General features: G+C 58.2%; 18 protein-coding genes and 1 riboswitch. Of the genes, 9 read left to right on the forward strand and 9 right to left on the reverse strand.

Annotated elements, in window-relative coordinates:
- Positions 1-34: 34 nt before the first annotated feature.
- Positions 35-691, forward strand: coding sequence for a histidinol-phosphatase (locus QQF73_RS18165; protein ID WP_219868763.1), 657 nt, complete (start codon positions 35-37; stop codon positions 689-691).
- A gap of 19 nt (positions 692-710) precedes the next feature.
- On the opposite strand, the gene QQF73_RS18170 is transcribed toward QQF73_RS18165, so the two are convergent.
- From QQF73_RS18170 to QQF73_RS18180, 3 genes are all read right to left on the reverse strand, one after another.
- Positions 711-1,907 carry a class I SAM-dependent rRNA methyltransferase gene (locus QQF73_RS18170; protein WP_219868762.1) on the reverse strand — a complete coding sequence of 399 codons (1,197 nt, stop codon included), beginning with the start codon at positions 1,905-1,907 and terminating at the stop codon, positions 711-713.
- 119 nt (positions 1,908-2,026) lie between these two features.
- Positions 2,027-2,419, reverse strand: coding sequence for a glycine cleavage system protein GcvH (gcvH, locus tag QQF73_RS18175; RefSeq protein ID WP_219868761.1), 393 nt, complete (start codon positions 2,417-2,419; stop codon positions 2,027-2,029).
- A 47-nt stretch (positions 2,420-2,466) separates the two neighbouring features.
- Entirely contained in the window at positions 2,467-3,357 is an 891-nt protein-coding gene (locus QQF73_RS18180) for a LysR family transcriptional regulator (RefSeq protein WP_219868760.1), read from the reverse strand.
- 125 nt (positions 3,358-3,482) lie between these two features.
- Between QQF73_RS18180 and metE the strand changes: the two genes are divergently transcribed.
- Positions 3,483-5,765, forward strand: coding sequence for a 5-methyltetrahydropteroyltriglutamate--homocysteine S-methyltransferase (metE, locus tag QQF73_RS18185; protein ID WP_285369057.1), 2,283 nt, complete (start codon positions 3,483-3,485; stop codon positions 5,763-5,765).
- Here the strand turns inward: metE and cpdA are convergent.
- From cpdA to thiC, 4 genes are all read right to left on the reverse strand, one after another.
- Complete coding sequence (gene cpdA, locus QQF73_RS18190; RefSeq protein WP_219868758.1) at positions 5,759-6,565, reverse strand: 3',5'-cyclic-AMP phosphodiesterase; 807 nt, start codon at positions 6,563-6,565, stop codon at positions 5,759-5,761. The genes metE and cpdA overlap by 7 nt on opposite strands.
- Positions 6,566-6,770: 205 nt before the next feature.
- On the reverse strand, positions 6,771-7,256 hold the full coding sequence (locus QQF73_RS18195) for a DUF1249 domain-containing protein (protein ID WP_219868757.1): 486 nt from the start codon (positions 7,254-7,256) through the stop codon (positions 6,771-6,773).
- Entirely contained in the window at positions 7,253-7,873 is a 621-nt protein-coding gene (locus tag QQF73_RS18200; RefSeq protein ID WP_219868756.1) for an NUDIX domain-containing protein, read from the reverse strand. The genes QQF73_RS18195 and QQF73_RS18200 overlap by 4 nt, the downstream gene beginning before the upstream one ends.
- A 169-nt stretch (positions 7,874-8,042) precedes the next feature.
- Positions 8,043-9,920: a phosphomethylpyrimidine synthase ThiC gene (gene thiC / locus QQF73_RS18205; RefSeq protein WP_219868755.1), complete on the reverse strand. Its 1,878-nt coding sequence runs from the start codon at positions 9,918-9,920 to the stop codon at positions 8,043-8,045.
- Positions 9,921-10,012: 92 nt separating this feature from the next.
- A riboswitch (TPP riboswitch) is annotated at positions 10,013-10,132 on the reverse strand.
- Between the two features lie 184 nt (positions 10,133-10,316).
- On the opposite strand from thiC, the gene QQF73_RS18210 reads away from it, so the two are divergent.
- Positions 10,317-11,699: a TolC family outer membrane protein gene (locus QQF73_RS18210; RefSeq protein ID WP_219868754.1), complete on the forward strand. Its 1,383-nt coding sequence runs from the start codon at positions 10,317-10,319 to the stop codon at positions 11,697-11,699.
- 32 nt (positions 11,700-11,731) lie between these two features.
- Here the strand turns inward: QQF73_RS18210 and waaA are convergent, their stop codons facing one another.
- The gene (waaA, locus tag QQF73_RS18215; protein ID WP_219868753.1) at positions 11,732-12,985 is read right to left on the reverse strand and encodes a lipid IV(A) 3-deoxy-D-manno-octulosonic acid transferase; all 1,254 of its coding nucleotides are present in this window, start codon (positions 12,983-12,985) and stop codon (positions 11,732-11,734) included.
- 123 nt (positions 12,986-13,108) lie between these two features.
- Here waaA and lpxL point away from each other — a divergent pair, with 123 nt between their 5' ends.
- From lpxL to QQF73_RS18235, 4 genes are read left to right on the forward strand one after another with little or no spacing between them, the layout of a single operon-like run.
- Entirely contained in the window at positions 13,109-14,056 is a 948-nt protein-coding gene (gene lpxL / locus QQF73_RS18220; RefSeq protein WP_285369058.1) for an LpxL/LpxP family Kdo(2)-lipid IV(A) lauroyl/palmitoleoyl acyltransferase, read from the forward strand.
- 41 nt (positions 14,057-14,097) lie between these two features.
- Positions 14,098-15,084 carry a mitochondrial fission ELM1 family protein gene (locus QQF73_RS18225; RefSeq protein WP_219868752.1) on the forward strand — a complete coding sequence of 329 codons (987 nt, stop codon included), beginning with the start codon at positions 14,098-14,100 and terminating at the stop codon, positions 15,082-15,084.
- Complete coding sequence (locus QQF73_RS18230; protein ID WP_285369059.1) at positions 15,081-16,196, forward strand: glycosyltransferase family 4 protein; 1,116 nt, start codon at positions 15,081-15,083, stop codon at positions 16,194-16,196. Before QQF73_RS18225 ends, QQF73_RS18230 begins: the two co-directional genes overlap by 4 nt.
- Positions 16,193-17,257, forward strand: a complete 1,065-nt coding sequence (locus tag QQF73_RS18235; RefSeq protein ID WP_285369060.1) for a glycosyltransferase — start codon at positions 16,193-16,195, stop codon at positions 17,255-17,257. Before QQF73_RS18230 ends, QQF73_RS18235 begins: the two co-directional genes overlap by 4 nt.
- A gap of 16 nt (positions 17,258-17,273) precedes the next feature.
- Here QQF73_RS18235 and QQF73_RS18240 read toward each other — a convergent pair whose 3' ends face one another.
- Entirely contained in the window at positions 17,274-18,062 is a 789-nt protein-coding gene (locus QQF73_RS18240) for a glycosyltransferase family 2 protein (protein ID WP_285369061.1), read from the reverse strand.
- 132 nt (positions 18,063-18,194) lie between these two features.
- Here QQF73_RS18240 and QQF73_RS18245 point away from each other — a divergent pair, with 132 nt between their 5' ends.
- Positions 18,195-19,610: a mannose-1-phosphate guanylyltransferase/mannose-6-phosphate isomerase gene (locus tag QQF73_RS18245; RefSeq protein WP_285369062.1), complete on the forward strand. Its 1,416-nt coding sequence runs from the start codon at positions 18,195-18,197 to the stop codon at positions 19,608-19,610.
- On the forward strand, positions 19,607-20,512 hold the full coding sequence (locus tag QQF73_RS18250; RefSeq protein WP_219868747.1) for a lysophospholipid acyltransferase family protein: 906 nt from the start codon (positions 19,607-19,609) through the stop codon (positions 20,510-20,512). The genes QQF73_RS18245 and QQF73_RS18250 overlap by 4 nt, the downstream gene beginning before the upstream one ends.
- Positions 20,513-20,570: the final 58 nt, after the last annotated feature.

A 20,570-nucleotide genomic window follows, 5' to 3' on the forward strand; every position in this document is an offset into this window, starting at 1 on the left:
CATGGCAGGCCCAGTGAACACCGGAGGTAATAGCTTGACGCTCGCAATTTTTGATCTGGACAACACCCTTCTGGCTGGGGACAGCGACCACGCGTGGGGTGAATTCCTTGTTGAAGAAGGGATCGTGGATGCTGAGGAATACCAGAAAGCCAACGACCGGTTCTACCAGGAATACCTGAACGGCGAACTGGACATCCTGCATTACCTCGGCTTTGCTCTCCAACCACTGGCGAACCACAACATGGATCAACTGGTGGCCTGGCGGGAAACCTTCATGGACAAAAAGGTCCGCCCCATGATGCAGCGCAAGGCCGGCGAGCTACTGGATCATCACCGTAACCAGGGCCATACGCTGATGATCATTACCGCCACCAACCGCTTCGTAACCGAACTGATTGCGGAAGAACTGGGCATTGAGCACCTGATTGCCACCGAGCCGGAACTGGTCAACGGCCGCTACACCGGTGAAGTCGCCGGAGTGCCGAGCTTCCAGGAGGGCAAAGTGGCGCGGCTGAATGACTGGCTGGAAGCCCACGGCAGAGATCTGGGTGGCGCCTGGTTCTACAGCGATTCCCACAATGACGTTCCGCTGCTGAAAGCCGTGGAGAATCCAGTCGCCGTGGACCCGGACCCCACTCTAGAGGCCCTGGCCCGGGAACATGGCTGGCAGATCATGTCTCTCCGGGACTGAAGAAAATCGGCCAGAGCCTTCAGAAAAAGCTGGTAAGGGACCGCACGAAACAGGATTTAATGTAATCGGTCTCGGGTATTCCCGGGATAACCGGGTGGTCCGGGGCCTGATGCCCCTGCTCCAGCAACTGCACGAAACGGTCGATCTTGCGGCCGCTGCTGCGAATGATATCGGTCAGTTTGTCCTGAGAAAGGTGCATGGAGCAGGAAGCCGAAACCAGAATGCCGTCGCGGTCCAGCAACCGCAGGCCCAGCTGGTTGAGCCGTGCGTAGGCCTGCTCCCCAGCCTTCTGGTCACGGCGACGGGGAATCAGCGCCGGCGGATCCAGCACGACGACGTCGTATTTCTCTTTTTCATCACACAGGGCTTTCAGCGCCTCAAACGCATCCCCTTCCAGGGTATCCACGTTCTCGAGGCCATTCAGACGGGCGTTGTGATGCACCGAGTCGATCGCTGATGACGAACTGTCAACACAGGTCACCTGAGAGGCGCCGGCAGAAGCGGCCTGAATGCCCCAACCGCCGACGTAACTGAAGACATCCAGAACCCGCTTGCCGGGGGCATAGGACTGCAGGCGCTGACGGTTCATCCGATGATCGTAAAACCAACCGGTTTTCTGACCGCCTTCCAGGGGCACCTCGAATCGCACCCCGTTCTCTTCCACCTCAAGCAGCGAGACCTGCGGACCGTGCGCCTGTTCCACATAAACATCGAGGCCCTCGACCTTGCGCATCTTGCCGTCGTTTTTGAGGATAATTGCCTTCGGGTGCACCAAACGCAGCACGGACCGAACAATGGTGTCTTTCAGCTGCTCCATGCCCGCCGTGGAAATCTGCACCACCACCGTGTCATTGAAGCGATCAATGACCAGTCCGGAGAGCCCATCACTGTCACCGAACACCCAGCGGTAAAACGGCTTGTCGAACAGCCTGTCCCGCAAGCTCAGTGCTGCCTCCAGACGCTGACTCAGGCGTTTCGGCGTCATGCCGTGATTTCCGTCCCGACTGATCAACCGACCACAGATTAGGGCATTCGGGTTGACGAAAACGGTACCCAAAGACTTGTCATTGGAGGCTTTCAACTCAGCCTGGACGCCGGCTTCAAATCCGGTCAGCGGCGAACGACGGGTATCGATCTCGTTGCTGTAGACCCACAGGTGGCCAGCCCGAAGCCTGCGCTCAGCGCCCTTTCGAAGATACAGAACCGGAAAATTCATAGCGACCACCTGACGGAAACAAACATGGGGCGGGGATTATACATAACCCCGAAATGACAGCACGCAGTGATGGGGGGGCGCCGGACAGGCCAGCCAGCCCTTCAACGCGGTTCCAGAGGTTATCCTTCGGCCGCCACATGCTCCGCGTAGGCCGCTGCATCCATCAAACCTTCAAGCTCACCCTGGTCAGTCAGCTTTACCCTGAACAGCCAACCATCGCCATACGGGTCGTCATTCACTTTCTCCGGCTCGTCCTCAAGCGCCTCGTTCACCGCAATGACTTCACCGGTCACCGGGCTGAACACGTCTGAGGCGGACTTGACCGATTCGGCCACGCCGGCCTCCTCACCACCATTGACCGTTATGCCCAAATCCGGCACGCCAATGTAAACGACATCACCCAGCTGTTCCTGGGCAAAGTCTGTAATGCCAACCGTGGCTGTGCCGTCATCGGAGATGCGGACCCATTGATGAGTTTCGATGTATTTGAGATCTGCAGGTATGTCGCTCATGATCGGATTCCCTGATTGGATTTTTTCGCGCAGTTTACCGCAAGAGCCTAACGCCAGCTAACATCACGTGCCATTGTCATGAACGATTTCAGGTAATCCACCTGCTGGTCCCGCTCGCGCAATCCCAGGAAGATCTGTTTTGCAATCCCGTGCTCACCCATTTGCACCGGCCTGACCGCCATTCTGGCGCCATACTCTGCCACCAGCCAGCGCGGCAGTGCTGCCACTCCTCGTCCGGCAGCAACCATCTGCAGCATAATGTCGGTGGTTTCAATCGTCTTGTGCCGAGCAGGACTGGCGTGGGCGGGCAACAGGAACCGGGCGTACACATCGAGCCGCTCGATTTCCACGGGGTAGGTGATCAGAGTCTCTTTTGCGAGGTCGGCAGGTTCTGCCCATCGAGCGTCCGCCAGCGGATGCCCGTCAGCCACCACCAGTACCTGCTCGTAATCGAACACCGGCTCGAACACCAGGCCCGGCCGGTGCAGAGGGTCCGGTGTCACGAGCATATCTATGTCGTAACCGAACAAGGCGCCGATCCCGCCAAACTGGAATTTTTGCTTCACGTCCACATCAACGCCCGGCCAACGATCCAGATAAGGACCTACCACCTTGAGTAGCCACTGGTAACAGGGATGGCATTCCATGCCGATCCTCAGGCTTCCTCGCTGCCCTGTGGCGAACTGACCGATCAGAGTCTCCGCGTGCTCGAATTGCGGCAGCAATCGGCCCGCCAGCGTGAGCAAATACTCACCAGATTGTGTCAAGCGTAACTGACGCCCTTCCCTAACCCACACTGCAGTGCCCAGTTGCTGCTCCAGCTTTCGCACTGAATGGCTGAGCGCAGATTGAGTCAGGTTCAGGGTTTTGGCAGCAGCCGTTAGGGAACCCCTCTCCGCAACGGCTCTGAGGATTTCCAGATGGTTTCGCTCAATCACGACCTCCCCCAAATAAATGAATTTTTCTCATGATTTACTGAAATAATACCATTATTTTTCATGCATAGACCGGGCTAGGCTAGAACTTCTCAATTCACTACCTGCAATCACAGGAGCACCTGGTCATGGCTACCACACACAATCTCGGCTTTCCCCGAATCGGAGCACGGCGTGAACTCAAGCATGCCCTCGAGTCGTTCTGGCAAGGCAGCCTCACCGAGAAGGAACTTCGCACTGAAGGCGCAAGCCTGCGTCGAAGAAACTGGGCAATACAGGCGGGGCTAGACCTCGCGCCCATCGGCGACTTCTCGTTTTACGATCAGGTCCTCGACATGAGCGTCACCCTCGGCAACATCCCTGAGCGGGCCGGCCTTGCTGAAGTCAGCGATCTCGATCGTTATTTCCGTGTAGCTCGAGGCCGGTCGGCAAATGACGACGACGGTTGTGCAATACACGCTGGCGAGATGACCAAATGGTTCGACACCAATTACCATTACATCGTCCCGGAATTCCACTCAGATACCGGATTTTCGCTGAATTCCGAACGCCTGATGGAGCAAATCCAGGAAGCCAGAGAACAGGGACTAACTCCCAAGCCCGTCCTCATCGGCCCGGTTACCTATCTCTGGCTGGGAAAAAGCAAAGACAGCAGCACTGACAAACTGAGTTTGCTGGATCGGTTGCTTCCCGTTTATGCCGCACTTCTGGACCGGATTGCCGCCGCAGGGGTGGAGTGGGTGCAGGTTGACGAACCGGTTCTGGTCACTGACCTCGACGCCGACTGGCGCCATGCTCTCAACCTCGCCTACCATGATCTGAAAACCTGCACGCCCAAGCTGTTAGTAACCACTTACTTCGGCGACCTGCGCGAAAACCTGCAACTGGCCTGTGAACTGCCAGTGGCGGGACTGCATCTGGACGCCATCAGCGCTCCCGAGGAAGTAGCACGGGTCGTGGATTGGCTACCTCCGCATAAAACCCTGTCACTTGGTATCATCGATGGCCGGAACATTTGGCGGACCGACCTGAATCGGACACTCGATTGGCTGGAGCAGGTGCACGACAGGCTTGGCGACCGGCTTTGGCTCGCTCCGTCCTGCTCGCTCCTGCATGTTCCGGTGGATGTCGACATTGAGCATAAACTGGACGCCGACATAAAAAGCTGGCTCGCATTCGCGGTTCAGAAACTGGACGAGCTGGACATACTTGCCCGGGCCCTGAATACCGGCCGCGCTTCCGTGCATCGTCAGCTGACAGAAAACGCCCGACTGATCCGGAGTCGGCAAGTCTCTGGACGAGCGCACTCGCCCGCAGTCACCGACGCACTGAGCAACCTGGACGGCCACACAGGCGCCCGCCAGGCACCGTACAGGGAGAGGATCGACGCACAACGCAGACAAACCGTTCTGCCGGCGTATCCCACCACAACCATCGGCTCCTTCCCGCAGACAGAGGAAATTCGTCTGGCCCGCCAGCAGTTCCGCACTGGCAATCTCACGGAAGCAGCCTACGTCGCCCGCATTCGCGAAGAGATTGCCTATTGTGTAAATCAACAGGAGGAACTCGGCCTTGATGTCCTCGTCCACGGCGAACCCGAGCGCAACGACATGGTGGAGTATTTCGGTGAACAGTTGAACGGCTATGCTTTCAGCCAGTTTGGCTGGGTCCAGTCCTATGGTTCCCGGTGCGTGAAACCGCCCATCCTGTTCGGAGACATTTCCCGTCCCAAAGCCATGACGGTGGACTGGATTCGCTATGCCCAATCCCTCACCGAGAGACCGCTCAAGGGCATGCTCACCGGCCCGGTCACCATGCTGAACTGGTCATTCGTCCGTGACGACCAACCTCGTAAAGACACAGCCCTGCAACTGGCCCTCGCGATTCGGGGAGAGGTCCTAGACCTGGAAAAAGCGGGCGTGAAAATCATCCAGATCGACGAAGCAGCACTGCGGGAAGGGCTCCCCCTTCGTCAGGCAGACCGGGCCAGCTATCTGGACTGGGCCGTCAATGCCTTCAGGGTTGCTGCCAACGGCGTCAGGGACGAAACGCAGATACATACCCACATGTGTTATTCGGAATTTAATGACATCATTGAGGCCATTGCCCGGATGGATGCAGACGTGATTACCATCGAGACCTCACGGTCCGACATGGAACTGCTCGATGCATTCAGGGGATTTGAGTACCCCAACGAACTGGGCCCTGGCGTCTACGACATCCACTCGCCCAACATCCCAAAAAAGCAGGAAATGGTGGCGCTGATGCAAAAAGCCGCGGAACGGATTCCGTCCACGCGACTTTGGGTCAACCCGGACTGCGGACTGAAAACACGGAGATGGGAAGAGGTGGTGCCAGCGTTGAGAGCGATGGTTCAGGCCGCCCGGGAGCTTCGGCAAGCCATTCAGTAGCCGGAGCTGTTCTGATCCAGTTCGAACTCAAAGTCCTCGGCCCGGCGAACTTCCGTCTTGAAGTCGCCGGATGCCATCAGCTCGAACCAGCGATAGCCCGGAGACAGCGGTTCGACTGAAAACCTGCTGGAACCGGACGTGAACTGGATACAGGTTGACGGCGTGGCCAGCAGGCTCACACCGTTTCTGTCCAGGGCGTGTTCCTGATGAATGTGCCCCCAAAGCACCATTTTCACCTGAGGGTATCGATCAACAACTTCCCAGAAGGCCTCCCGGTTACGGAGACCAATTTGTTCCATCCAGTCCGAGCCAATATTCACAGGATGGTGGTGCAGCGTGACCATGGTCGGGAGGTCCGGATGTTCGGCCAGGGCAGCCTCCAGAAAATCGAGTTCTGCCTGGGACAGCTCGCCGTAGACTTTTCCGGGCACGGATGAGTCAAGAAGGATACATTGCCAACCGCCCTCGACGATCGTCCGGCGATCAGCCTGATACTCGGCGGCAACGGATCTGAGTGCCTCGGCGCTGTCGTGATTACCCGCCAGCCAGGCGGAACCGCAGGCGAACACCCGTAAACTTTCCCCGAAAACCCGATATGCTTCCTCAGAGCCATCCTGCGCCAAATCGCCGGTCGCGAGGATGAGGTCCGGCTGACCATGAACCTTTAAGACCTCATCAATCACCGCGGACAGACTCTCCCGGGTATTCACACCCAGCAGCTCACCGTCGGCGTTCGCCATCAAATGGGGGTCAGTCAGTTGCAATACCCGGAATGGCCGGGCTTCATCCTTTGTGGTCATGGCGCTCTTGGTCAAATCAGTGCTCATCACTTGAACGTGGAACAAGTGTACGACGACAGCTTCCGGTTTTATCACTTTTGAATGCAACGGGAATCACATTCTGACCAGGCACCGGCGACATATTGCAATTTTTGACAACTATGACACACGGACCGGTTCGCGCCAGCCCACTTTAGTACTGTGTCCGGCGCCAGTTCGCCGGTCGTCAGTCCACGCCTTCACCGGCCGACCAGGCAGCGTGCTCCATCGGCAGGTGGCCGAAGCGCAGGCAGTAATCGAGCCAGTCCGCCAGGAAGCCGTTGACCTGAACTTTTTCGTCCGGATGGTGCATGAAGCGATTGGGGTAATCGTTGACCGGCGCAATCTGACGATCCCGGTAGCAACTGATGACTTCAGCCATAGCCGCATCGTGGTAGACACGCACCGTCATCTGGGGGTTATTCAGCCAGCGACCGGCATTATGGACCTGCTCAAGCAGGAGGGTTTCAGTGAATCTTGCAGTTTGCAGTACCTTGATCTGAACCCTGCCGAGGTACAGGTTTTCCCGGTGCAACTCGAACGCACACACAGGCTTGCCGTCAACCTCAAGCTGGCGTAGCCGGCTCAAACGCTGGTAATTGCCGTCACACAGGGCCCCAAGCTGCCTGAGGTCCGGTACATAACGTTTCGGCTTCATGCTCCACTCTGTCATGGCGTCGCCTCTTTCCGGAGGCTTGAATGATTCAGTTCAAGCCATTGAAGAGCAATAATAGCCGCTGCGTTGTTGATCCGGCCATCGCGGATCATGCCAATTGCCTCTTCCGCACTGAAGACGTGGGCACGTATGTCTTCGTGTTCGTGCTCAACGCCAAAGAGCCCGCCGGCGCCCTCCGTGCTGATCAGGCCGCAAAACAGATGAACCATTTCCGTCGTGCCACCCGGGGAAACAAGGTAGTCGCAAATCCGGTGCAAACGACTGAACGTGAGTCCGGCCTCTTCCTGACCTTCACGCTGGGCGACATCTTCCGGGGACTCACCGTCTTCGTTCATTCCGGCCACAAGCTCCAGCAGCCAGGGCGACTGGTCGCGGCCCAGGACGCCAAGCCGGAACTGTTCCAGCAACACCACTTCGTCACGGACAGGATCGTAGGGCAGCACGCAGGTAGCATCACCACGGACAAACAGCTCTCGAGTAAACACCGGCATCTCCCGCCCGTCAAAACGCGGGTGCGTCAACCAGAGCTTGTCCATACGGAAGAAGCCCTGAAAGACGGTTTCACGTTTTTCGACTTTGACATCGCTGGCTGTGAACTGGAACGGCTTGGTCATTTTCTACCCTGTTTCGACAATGACTTTGAACGATAGCCGGTGCCCGTTGTTCATTGCAAGCTTCGTTCTGTGTCTCTGCCGCAAGGCCAAAAAAGAGCATCCCGCTCGGCTGCCCAGGCACCGCCGGAAGACGCCTGAACCCGGCCATCCCTGGCCCCGGACAGAAAACCTACACTTTGTCGTACAACTTGCTACCGGACTCAACGAACTCCCGTGACTTTTCCTGCATGCCGGCGTCCACGGCAGCAACCTCATCCAGGCCATGCTCCCGGGCGTAGTCCCGGACTTCCTGGGAAATCTGCATGGAACAAAACTTCGGCCCGCACATTGAGCAGAAGTGAGCGACCTTGGCCGATTCCTTTGGCAGGGTCTCGTCGTGGTAGGCGCGCGCCGTGTCCGGATCGAGTCCCAGGTTGAACTGGTCCTCCCAACGGAATTCAAAGCGGGCCTTGGAGAGAGCATTGTCCCGAATCTGTGCGCCGGGGTGACCCTTGGCAAGGTCGGCGGCATGCGCAGCAATCTTGTAGGTAATGATGCCGGTCTTCACGTCGTCCTTATTCGGCAGACCCAGGTGCTCCTTGGGAGTGACGTAGCAAAGCATGGCGCAGCCATACCAGCCGATCATCGCGGCGCCGATGCCGGAGGTGATGTGATCGTAGCCTGGCGCGATGTCAGTGATCAGGGGCCCGAGAGTGTAGAAAGGCGCTTCATCGCAGCATTCAAGCTGCTTGTCCATGTTCTCCTTCACCAGATGCATGGGCACATGCCCCGGGCCTTCGATCATGACCTGAACATCGTGCTTCCAGGCAATTTTGGTAAGCTCGCCCAGGGTTTCCAGCTCACCGAACTGCGCCGCATCATTGGCATCAGCAATCGAACCGGGGCGCAAGCCATCCCCCAGGCTGAAGGAAACGTCATAGGCCTTCATGATTTCGCAAATGTCTTCGAAATGCTCGTAAAGGAAGCTTTCCTGATGGTGGGCCAGGCACCATTTGGCCATGATAGAGCCGCCACGTGAGACAATCCCCGTGGTCCGGCTTGCGGTCAGTGGTACATGATGCAGCCGCACGCCGGCATGAATCGTGAAATAGTCGACCCCTTGCTCTGCCTGCTCAATCAGCGTGTCCCGAAAGATGTCCCAGTTGAGATCTTCGGCGACGCCACCGACTTTCTCCAGCGCCTGGTAGATGGGCACCGTGCCAATCGGGACCGGCGAATTACGGATGATCCATTCCCGGGTTTCATGGATATTCTTTCCAGTGGACAGGTCCATGATGGTGTCAGCGCCCCAGCGGATCCCCCAGGTCAGCTTCTCCACTTCTTCCTCAATGGAAGAACTGACCGCCGAATTTCCGATGTTGCCGTTGATCTTGACCAGAAAATTGCGGCCGATGATCATCGGTTCGGATTCGGGGTGATTGATATTGGCGGGGATAATGGCGCGCCCCCTGGCTACCTCCTCACGTACGAACTCGGGCGTGATCTCCTCCGGCAGATTCGCTCCGAAGGACCGGCCCGGGTGCTGGTCCTTCAGCAACCCCTTTTCCCGGGCCTCCTGCAGTTTCTGGTTCTCCCGGATGGCGATGTATTCCATTTCCGGAGTAATCATGCCCCTGCGGGCGTAATGCATCTGGCTGACATTGTGGCCGGTCTTCGCCCGCAACGGCTTACGCTCCTCGCTGAACCGGAGTGGATCAAGCTGCGGATCTTTCATCCGGCGACGGGTAAACTCCGAGGTGTAGCCAGGCAGGGGTTCAACATCATTGCGCTCGGCAATCCAGCCCGCGCGGACCGGCGCCAGCCCTTTGCGCAGATCGATGCTGGCCTCGGGATCGGTGTAGGGGCCCGAGGTGTCATAGACCATCACGGGGGCGTTCTCTTCTCCCCCCATTTCAGTGGGCGTATCACCGAGGGTGATTTCACGCATCGGCACGCGAAGATCGGGGCGGCTGCCCTGCACGTACACCTTCCGTGAATTTGGTAACGGTTTTATCGCTGCAGAATCTACCTGGGCGGAATCGCTGAGGTAGGAAGGTAACTCGGTCATCATTCGCTCCCGGAACTTGGGGTGGACGTCGGGTCGCGTATGACGGGGCTGGAGACCGGTTTTCCCCTGAATGCGGGGGTACTCTTGCCAATCAGCGGTGTGGTCTTAATTCCTACGCCGGTATTATCCGGATCAGGTCGCGGGTTCTGCGCTGCAATCTCAGCCGGCTGCCCTCTTTCAGTTCAGGCAGACCAGCACCCCGTCAAGACGCGAATCTTTTTTGTGCGGCACCCGAAATAGGTGCCGTTTGCAAGTGTAGAGCTGCGACTGATTATTGTCCATAATGGCCGACCAAAGCACTATCGACCGCATGTTGCAGCGCAGCTTCTGTGGTTCGGCAGCCATAACGGTGTATCCGGACGGAACGCGTACGTGCACAGGTACTCAGGAGATATAATGAAGAAACGACTGCTTTCCGGACTAGTTGGCCTCTTGGTGGCGCAGCCCACCCTTGCCATGGATTTGGTTGAGACCTATGAGAAAGCACTTTCCTATGATTCAGGAATTGCTGCCGCCCAAGCCAGCTTTGAAGCCCAGCAGGCCGCCAGCGACGTTACCCGCAGTGTGCTGTTGCCCCAGATCGGGGCATTTGGAGAGGCGAATTACATTGATGTGGACGGCCCGAACCAGGACAACGGCTATCGCGAACTCAACTACGGCGTTCAACTGAGCCAGCCCTTGTTTCAGGCCGATGCCTGGTTCCGCTACGATGCCAGCCAGTTCCAGACCGATTCTGCCCGAGCCCAATACAACCTCGCCCAACAACAGCTGATCCTGGACGTTGCGACGGCCTACTTCAACGTGCTTCGCGCCCGGGACACGGTGACCACAACGCTGGCAGCCGAGGCCGCCATCCAGCGGCAGTACGAACAGGCGCAGGAGCGTTTCGATGTTGGCCTGATTGCGATTACCGAGGTGTATGAGGCCAGAGCCAGCTACGACGACACCCGGAGCCGTCGCATTGTCGCGGAGAACCAACTGAACATTGCGCGGGAACAGGTGGCCCGTCTGACAGGCGAATACGCGGAGGATCTCGAGAACCTGCGGCAGAATTTCCCGCTGAGCCGCCCTGAGCCAATGGACCCATCGGCCTGGGAGACCAGCGCGCTTGAACAGAACTGGTCGATTCAATCCGCGCTGTATGACCTGAATGTCAGCGAAGCCAACCTGAAGGCCGCCAAGGCCGGTCATTATCCGACCCTGGACCTGAATGCCTCGTACGGGAACTCGAATACGGATGGCCTGGAGGACGGCGCCAGCTCGCCGTTCCAGCAACGGGATGGCACCACTACCCAGGGCGTCATTGGCCTGACCCTGAATGTGCCCCTCTACACCGGCGGTGGCACCCAGGCCGGCGTTCGCCAGCAGCGTTCTCTGGTGACGGTGGCCCAGGAGTCGCTGAACACGGTACGCCGGGACGTGCGGGTGAACACCCGAAGCCTGTTCCTGACCGTCAACAACAACATCGAAACCTCGTCCGCGCTGGAGCAGACAATCGTTTCCCGTCGAAGTGCGCTGGATGCCACCCGTGCCGGCTATGAAGTTGGTACACGCAATATCGTGGAGGTACTGGACGCCGAGCGCGCCTACTATGTGGCGCTTCGGGACTACGCCAATTCGCGCTACGACTACGTCATCAACACGCTACAGCTCAAGCAGGCAGCCGGGACATTGAGCCCGCAGGACCTGATCGTGCTGAACAACTGGCTGAGCGAGGACGCACCGGGCATTGAAGCCCTGGCAAACGAGGACAAGATTCTGGACGACCCAACCCAGTAAGTGCCAGAGGCGGGCGCCGGATGTCGCCCGCCCTAAACCCTCTCGATAATTCCGTCGACGACCTTCCCAAGTGCTCCACGATTCTTTTCAACCACGGCCAGGGCCCGGTCACCGATGGCTTTTCGCTCCCCGACATCATCAATGAGGGTAACGATGTGGGCGGCCAGCTCTTCAGCATTCGCAACCAGCTTGACGCCGGAATCGTCCAGCAAGCGCTGATAGATGGTTTCAAAATTGAACACGTGTGGCCCGGAGAACACCGGTATGCCCCAGGCTGCGGGTTCCAGCGGGTTATGTCCGCCGCGCTCAATCAGCGATCCCCCCACAAAGGCCATGTCACTGGCGCCGTAGAGCATCATGAGTTCACCCATGGTGTCTCCGAGGTAAACCTGCGCGTCACCCGGCTCGGCCACCGCTGACCGCCTGGCCAGGTTGAACCCGGCTTTCTCGATTTTGTCCGCCACCGAGCCGAACCGTTCGGGGTGGCGCGGCACGAGAATCAGAAGCGCCTCCGGATGGGCGGCCAACACCTTCCGATGGGCCTCCAGCAATTGCACATCTTCGCCCTCGTGAGTGCTGCCTGCGATCCAGACAGCACGACCTGCCAACGTTGCCCGAAGTGCCAGGGATGCCCGTCGTACGTTCTCGGGGATGTCGACATCAAACTTCACGCTGCCGGTCACTGCCACTTTCGACGGCGCGACACCGATGCGGCAGAATCGTTCGGCATCTTTCTCTGCCTGGGCAGCCACCCAGCTAATGCTCCGCATCACGGGAAGCGCCAGACTCCGGATGCGCTCATAGCCCTGGGCCGAGCGTTCCGACAATCGGGCGTTGATGAGAAAGATGGGCACATCGAGCGCCCGGCACTGCCGTATCATGTTGGGCCAGATTTCCGTTTCCATGATCACCAGAATGCGCGGCCGGGCGCGCTTCAGGAAACGCCGGATGGAGCCGGGGGTGTCGTACGGCGCGTAGGCGTACCGCACCCGGTCGCCAAACATCTTTCGCGCCTGCGCCAGCCCCGTGTCGGTCATGGCGGTCATCAGAATGGTGATACCCGGATCTCTTGCCAGAAGCCGCCGGACCATGGGTCCCGCAGCGATGGTTTCGCCAACTGAAACAGCGTGCACCCACACAACGCTGCCCTTCGTACGAGGCACGATTCCGAGCCGCTGGTACCAGTTCCGGCGCAGTTCCGGAGCTCGGCGACCATGCCACCACAGGCGCACCAGAATGAAGGGCAGAAGTAGCCGGATCAGCTGGGAATAGATAAAGTGCAGCACAGAAGACTCCCGGTAAAACAGTACGGTATCATAGCCGAAAACCTATTGATTTACTTCTGGTTGATGCTGTTGACCGGCTCCTGGCGGCAACCAGAATTGCGAACAGGCAGGGACGTTCTTCAAGTGAAAAAGCAATACCGAAAGCTTCCAAGGAATACCGACTACAGTGCCTACCGCCACCCCCGCTGGTGGCCAACCTGGATCGGCGTGGCTCTGATGTGGGCCGTGGCGCAGCTTCCGATCCGCCTACAGTGGTGGCTTGGGAAAGTCGCAGGGCTTCTGGCCTGGCACTTGGCCCGAAGCCGCAGACACATAACCGAAACGAACATCCGACTCTGTTTTCCTGAGCTTACTTCTGCCCAGCAATCGGCGCTGGCGCGCAAATCATTCATCGCCAATGGCATCGGGCTGGTTGAACTCGGACTTGCCTGGTTCCGGAATCCGGCGGGGTTAACGGACATCACCACGGTTCATGGCCTCGAACATTTCGAACAGGCCCTGGCCCACGGCAAGGGCGTTCTTCTGTTAGGTGGCCACTACAGTACGCTGGACCTCGGAGGAAGCCTGGTCACCGAGTACATTGATGCGGATGTCATGCAGCGGGACCACAACAACCCCTTGATGAACGCCGTAATGACCCGTGCCCGGGAGCGGCGCTACGGCACAGTGCTCGCCGCCAAGGATTTAAGAGGACTGTTCCGCAGCCTGAAAAAGAATCACGCGGTCTGGTATGCCACGGACCAGGACTACGGCCGCAAGGACATCGTCTTTGCCCCCTTCTTCAACATCCCGGCCGGCACCATCACTGCAACTTCTCGGATTGCCGAGCGCAGCGGCTGCAAGGTAGTCCCTTTCAGTCATGTTCGTCGTGACGACGCCCCCGGCTATGACATATTCTTCCACCCGGCTCTGGAAAACTTTCCGAGCGGCGACGATTTGCAGGACGCAACTTTGATCAACCGCACCATTGAGCACGAGATCCGAAGGGCGCCGGACCAGTACCTGTGGATGCATCGCAGGTTCAAGACCCGACCGGATCCCGATGACCCGGGATTCTACGGGCGTCAATAATCCGCATACTCAGAGAGGCCGGCAACCCATGACCGGGATTTATGTCCAAACCTACTGATCAGCAGAATACGGCGCCGGTGGTGTGGCTTCTGACCGACAACAAGCCGGGGCACCGCAACCAGCTAAAAGGCCTGGGAAACCGGCTTCGTGTGATCGCAGGGGCAAGCCTCTACTGGGTGGATGCCGGTCAGGTGAAGGTGTCTGTCTGGCGTGCCCTGCTGGCGATGGCTCCAAATGTTGACCAGGCCCTGCCGAAACCTGATCTGGTCGTCGCTGCGGGTACAGGTACCCACCGACTGCTGCTGTCGTTACGTCGGCTCAGGAAGGTCAAAACCCTCGTACTCATGAAGCCAGGCTTCCCACTTGGCTGGGTCAGCGCCGGCATCGTGCCTGTCCATGACGGTGTTAACGCCTCTTCCCGCGTCTTGCTCACCGACGGTGTCATCAATACCGTTACCCCGCTGGCGCGCATTACCGACAAACCCGAGGCTCTGATCCTGATTGGAGGTCCCTCTCATCATTTCGATTGGGACAGCGATGTCCTGCTTGGCCAGGTCAATCACCTGATCGGACATTACCCGACCTGGCGCTGGACCATCAGCGGGTCGCGGCGAACGCCGGACGAATTGCTGTCCAGGCTGCAGGAGTTGGCGGGCCCCAAAATCACTGTGGTTGCTCCAGCCGAAACCCATGAGAACTGGCTGAGCCATCAGCTGGCAGCCTCACGAGCGGTATGGGTGAGCCCGGACAGCATGTCCATGGTATGCGAGGCGGCCACCTCAGGCGTCCCCACCGGCCTCTTCCAGTTTACGCCACACCCCGGCAGCCGGGTCGCCGAAGGCGTGAACCGGCTGGTTCAGGAGGGACGGGTGGCACGGTGGAGCGATCATGCAGCGGTGATGGCCGGCAAGACAATGCACCACGAGCCGTTATGGGAAGCGGACCGGGCCGCCCGCTGGGTGATCGCACGGAATCTGCTTCCTGCATCAAAAAAGACGGAGTCAGGTAACGGGAGGAAGATCGCTTGAGGATTCTCCAGGCGCTGCCTGCGCTATACAGCGGGGGTGTCGAGCGAGGCACCGTGGAGTTCGCTTCGGATCTGGTGAAGCGGGGGCACGAGTCCTTTGTGGTATCCAAAGGTGGTCCGATGGCCGAACAGCTTCGGGGACAGGGTTCGACACACATTTTCATGCCCATACACCGAAAGTCCCCGACCTCCTTTGGTCAGATCTTGCCCATGCGCCGACTGCTGCTGGAACTGAAACCGGACGTCATTCACGTCCGCTCCAGAATGCCTGCCTGGATCATCCACCTGGCACTCCGGAGCATGGCCCCGCACCAGCGCCCCGCAGTCGTTTCGACATTTCACGGTATGTACTCGGTCAATCCATACAGCGCGATTATGACCCGGGCCGATCATCTGATTGCTGTTTCCCGATGCGTCAGGGAATACGTTCTGGACAACTACCCGGTGCCCGAGCATAAATTGACCGTGATACAGCGCGGTGTGGACATCAACGCCTTTCGACAGCGCGAACTCAGTCCGCAATGGCTGCAGCGATGGTTTCGACAGTATCCGCAACTGGCTGGCAAGAAAGTCATCATGATGCCGGGGCGCATCTCACGCTGGAAAGGCCAGATGGATTTTCTGGCCATGATGGCGAAGCTGGTTCGCCATCGCCCTGACTGTCATGGGATCATTGTTGGCGGTACCGAACCGGGCAAGGAGCGCTTTCTGGAGCAACTGGAGAGGGAACGCAGTCGGCTGGAACTGACCGACAAGGTCAGCTTTCTGGGCCAGCGCAATGACATGACCACGCTCTACCTACTGGCCGATGTTGTCTGCCACATGAGCACCAAGCCTGAGCCCTTCGGCCGAACCGTTACCGAAGCCCTTGCTTCAGGCACACCGGTCGCGGGCTACAATCGCGGAGGAGCCGCCGAAACGCTCCAGGCCTGTTTCCAGGCTGGTCTGGTCACCCCCGATGACACAACCGCATTCGCCGAAACCGTCCTCCGACTTCTTGATTCCGGGAAGTCTGCCATTGAAATTCCCCACCGGTTCCACCTCGAGGCGCAGACCGAGTCCACCCTTAAGATCTATGAACAAGTCCTTGAACGGCGCCAACTTCAGCAATGACCGACCGCGAAAAGCTCACCATCGCCCTGTTTTTTTCGACGCCCGGCACCACCTGGGGGGGCATGGAAAAGCACACGGCCGACCTGGCTCAGGCATTAGCCAAGCGTGGACACCGGATCCACGTCATCGGTCACAAGCGTTACCGGGAACACTTTCCCGATACGGTGCACTTTCACTCTGCACCGGTGAACCTTGGGCGGCGCAACCCCTGGCTCCGTTTCTACCTGAGACGGCTGGTTCTGGAGATCGTGCCGGATATCCTCCATGCCCAGGGCAACAAATCTGCCCAGTTGATCAAGACCATCAAATCGAAAAGCCGATGCATTCGCGTGGGCACAGTTCATGGCAGCAAGTCCAGTCACAAGGCGTTTCAGGGACTCGACAGCGTCATTGCCGTCAGCCCGCAGATCTTTGAAAGTCTTGATCACCCCGGCAGAAAACTGATTTTCAACGGAATCTCGCCGCCCCCAAAGCGCCAGGAGGCCAGTGAGTGGCAGACCCTGCCAACGGGAGTGACCAACGTCGTTGCGATTGGCCGCCTTGAACCCGTAAAAGGGTTCGAGACGCTGATTCGGGCGTGGGCCGAACTGACACGAACCGGGACTGTCGCCCACCTCAGCATTTTCGGCGAAGGCAGCCTGCGATCCCGGCTCGACGGTCTGATTGCCGGTCTGGAGCTGAATGACCAAGTAACCCTGACCGGGTATCAGGCAGATCTGGGGTCGGTATACCAGCTGGCTGACCTGGTGGTGATCAGTTCCCAGCGTGAGGGCTTTCCCTACGTACTGATCGAAAGCCTGCTTGCCGGCTGCCCGATCATCTCTACCCCGGTTTCCGGCCCTGCATACTTGCTCCCGGAAGAGGCCCTGAGCCTCGACTGGAAGCCAACCAGTCTTGCCAGCCTGCTCCGGGAGGCCCTGACCAACCTTCCTGCACTGAAGAAAGCCGAGACTGCCGCCATGGCTTTTGCGAGGGAGAAACTGACGCTTGAGCACATGGCCGATGAAACGGAACGGCTGTATCGGGACGCCCTGTCGGCCAGCAATGGTGACGGTAAATGAAGCATCCTTTTCGGGCTTACTGTTTTCGCTCAAGCTGTTCCAGAAGCTGCAGTTCTTTTGCCTTGGCCAGACGCATGAAGTTACGGTTCGCGGCCGTGATCGAGACGCTCAAACCAAACCAGCCGTTCAGGATCTGCTTGTGCAGCAGGTAATACTTCAGGAACTTCAACGGGAACTCAACGAACAGCCGAGCCCCGGATATACTGCGCCCCCGGTTTGCAATGAAACGCGCCTGTTCCGTCGAGAGTTGGCAGTATTTTCGTTCCATCTGCTCCAGCGAAATCAGCGTCCGGTGCAGGACATCGCCTTCCAGATCAAGCACGCGCCCGACCCGCACCTGCGGACGGTCGTTATTGCTATCCTTTTCCGCCTTGATGACTGCGCGATTTCGATTATAAAGCCGGAGAATTTTCTTGGTTTTGTCATGCCGGAATGGATGCCCGGGCAGGGGCGGGGATAACACCCAGCGCATCCTGAAGCCGGCCACGTCCGGGGCAATGGGTCTGGAAAACAGCGCCTTGATATTGGCAACCAGCGCGTCCGACAGCACTTCGTCCGCATCCAGATCCAGTACCCAATCATTACGACACAGGGAGGCGGCATACGCCTTCTGGCATGCAAACCCCTCCCATTCGTGATGCACAAACCGGGCGCCAGCCTCCTCTGCAATGTCTTTCGTTTTGTCAGTACTTCCGGAGTCGACCACAATGATCTCATCGACCCAGCCGGCGACCTTCGCTAACGACTCAGGCAGCCGGGCCTCTTCATCCTGAGTGATGAAATAAACAGAAAGTGGCAGCTTCATCGTGACTCCTGATGGCAAAGTGCGGGTTTTCGGTTTGTAGCGGGACAATATTATGATACCCATGTGGTAAGATGGCGCGCCTAAATTGGTTCTTTTTCATGGCGTTCTCACACTCAAGATCGGAGTAAATTCATGATTCATCCTGTCATTATGGCCGGCGGCACCGGTTCCCGGCTCTGGCCCCTGTCACGACAATTGAATCCGAAGCAGTTCCTGAAACTGACGGACAGTCCCCTGTCCATGCTGCAATCCACGGTTGCCCGACTTGAGGGCATGAACGCTGACAAACCGCTGCTGATTTGCAATGAAGAGCACAGGTTCCTGGCGGCGGAGCAGATGCGGCAATCCGGCCAGGAAGATGTCCAGATCATTCTTGAACCCTGCGGGCGCAATACCGCTCCTGCCATTGCCCTGGCGGCCATCCAATTGTGTGAACGTGCCGGTAATGACAACCCGCTGATGCTGGTTCTGGCAGCCGACCACCTTATCCAGGATACCGAGGCATTCCAGAAAGGGGTTGCCAAAGCCGTTCCCCTGGCCGAACAGGGAAAGCTGGTCACCTTCGGCATAGTGCCAAGCCACGCGGAGACCGGCTACGGCTACATCCATCGGGGAACCGAACTGGCAAACGACTGCTATTCGGTGGATAAATTCGTCGAAAAGCCGGATGTGAATACGGCCAACGCCTACCTGACTTCAGGCGATTACCTCTGGAACAGCGGCATGTTCCTGTTTTCTGCCCGTGACTACCTGAAAGAACTAGAAACCCATCGTCCGGACATTCTCTCGGCCTGCAGGGCCGCTATCGCCGACGCAAGCAAGGACCTGCACTTCACCCGGGTAAACCCGCAACTGTTTGCGGACTGTCCATCCGAATCGGTGGATTACGCCGTGATGGAAAAAACCGACAAGGCCGCTGTTGTCGCCCTTGATGCCGGCTGGAGTGATATCGGCTCCTGGTCGGCGCTCTGGGACGTCAGCTCGAAAGACGATGCCGGCAACAGCCTGACCGGCGATGTCATTGCCAAGGACACGGCCAACACCCTCGTTCGTGCCGACAGTCGGCTCGTGGCAACGGTCGGTGTCGACAACCTGGTCATTATCGAAACCAAGGATGCACTTCTTGTGGCTCACAAGGACAAGGTGCAGGACGTGAAATCCGTGGTCGAACAGATTCGCAATGATGGTCGCCACGAGCACATGAACCACCGGGAAGTTTACCGGCCCTGGGGCGTATACGACTCCATCGACAACGGCGCCCGGTATCAGGTCAAACGCATTACGGTAAAGCCGGGGGCCAAACTCTCGGTTCAGATGCACCACCATCGTGCTGAGCACTGGATCGTGGTGAGTGGCACGGCGCAAGTGACCAATGGCGAAAAAACCTATCTGGTCACAGAGAACCAGTCCACCTACATCCCGGTTGGCCAGGTGCACTCACTGGAGAATCCGGGGGTGATCGACCTTGAGTTGATTGAGGTGCAGTCGGGATCCTACCTCGGCGAAGACGACATTGTCAGGTACGAGGACCGGTACGGGCGCAAATGAGTAAACTCAAATACTTCGTGATCGCCGGCCTGCTGAGAATCGCCGGCGGTTTATCGCTGGCCAATGCCCAGAGAATCGGAAAATGGCTGGGCCTGTTGATCTGGAAACTGCCAACCAAGTCGCGACAGGTGACGGATACGAACCTCGCCATATGCCTGCCCGAACTAACCGACACGGAACGCGAAGCGATGTCCCGGGCCTCGATGATCCAGACCGGACAAACCATGCTTGAAGTTCCACTGATGTGGGAATGGCCGGTTCAGAGATGTCTGGCTCTGATCAAGGAAACCGAAGGCCTGGAGCTCATTGACGAAGCCATGTCCGAGGGCAAGGGACTGATCCTTCTGGCGCCTCATCTCGGGAACTGGGAACTGGCCGGATTATTCTTCTCGTCACGTTACAAGATGGCCGCCCTGTATAGCCCACCCAACATGCCCGAATTTGAAGATTATATGATCAAGGTTCGCGGGCGCCTCGGCTCGGAACTCGTTCGCGGTGACCGGCGCGGACTGGCGAGACTGGCTTCCATACTTCGGGAAGGTGGGGTAGCCGGCATATTGCCGGACCAATCGCCCAGAGGCAAAGGCAACGCCTTCGCCCCTTTTTTTGGCATGGAAGTGAAAACCATGACCCTGGTTTCCAAGCTGATTCAGCGTACCGGCGCGAACGCTCTTATCACCTACGCTGAACGCCTTCCGGACTCCAGTGGCTTCCGTATCGTGGTCAGGAAAACGGAAGCCCGTCTGGGTGACAAGGACCCGGTTATCGCGACAACCGCCCTGAACCGGTCGATTGAGCACTGTGTTCTTGAAATCCCTCAGCAGTACCAATGGGAATATAAACGCATGCGTCACCGCCCCCCCGGGGAGATCAATCCCTACAATCGCGATCGAGTCTGTTGATTCAGTGAGCACTGTGCCACGCCTGATCTGTTTATTCACTTTTAACTCTCGGATTTTC

It is taken from the genome of Marinobacter albus, assembly GCF_030238305.1.
GTDB lineage: Bacteria > Pseudomonadota > Gammaproteobacteria > Pseudomonadales > Oleiphilaceae > Marinobacter > Marinobacter albus.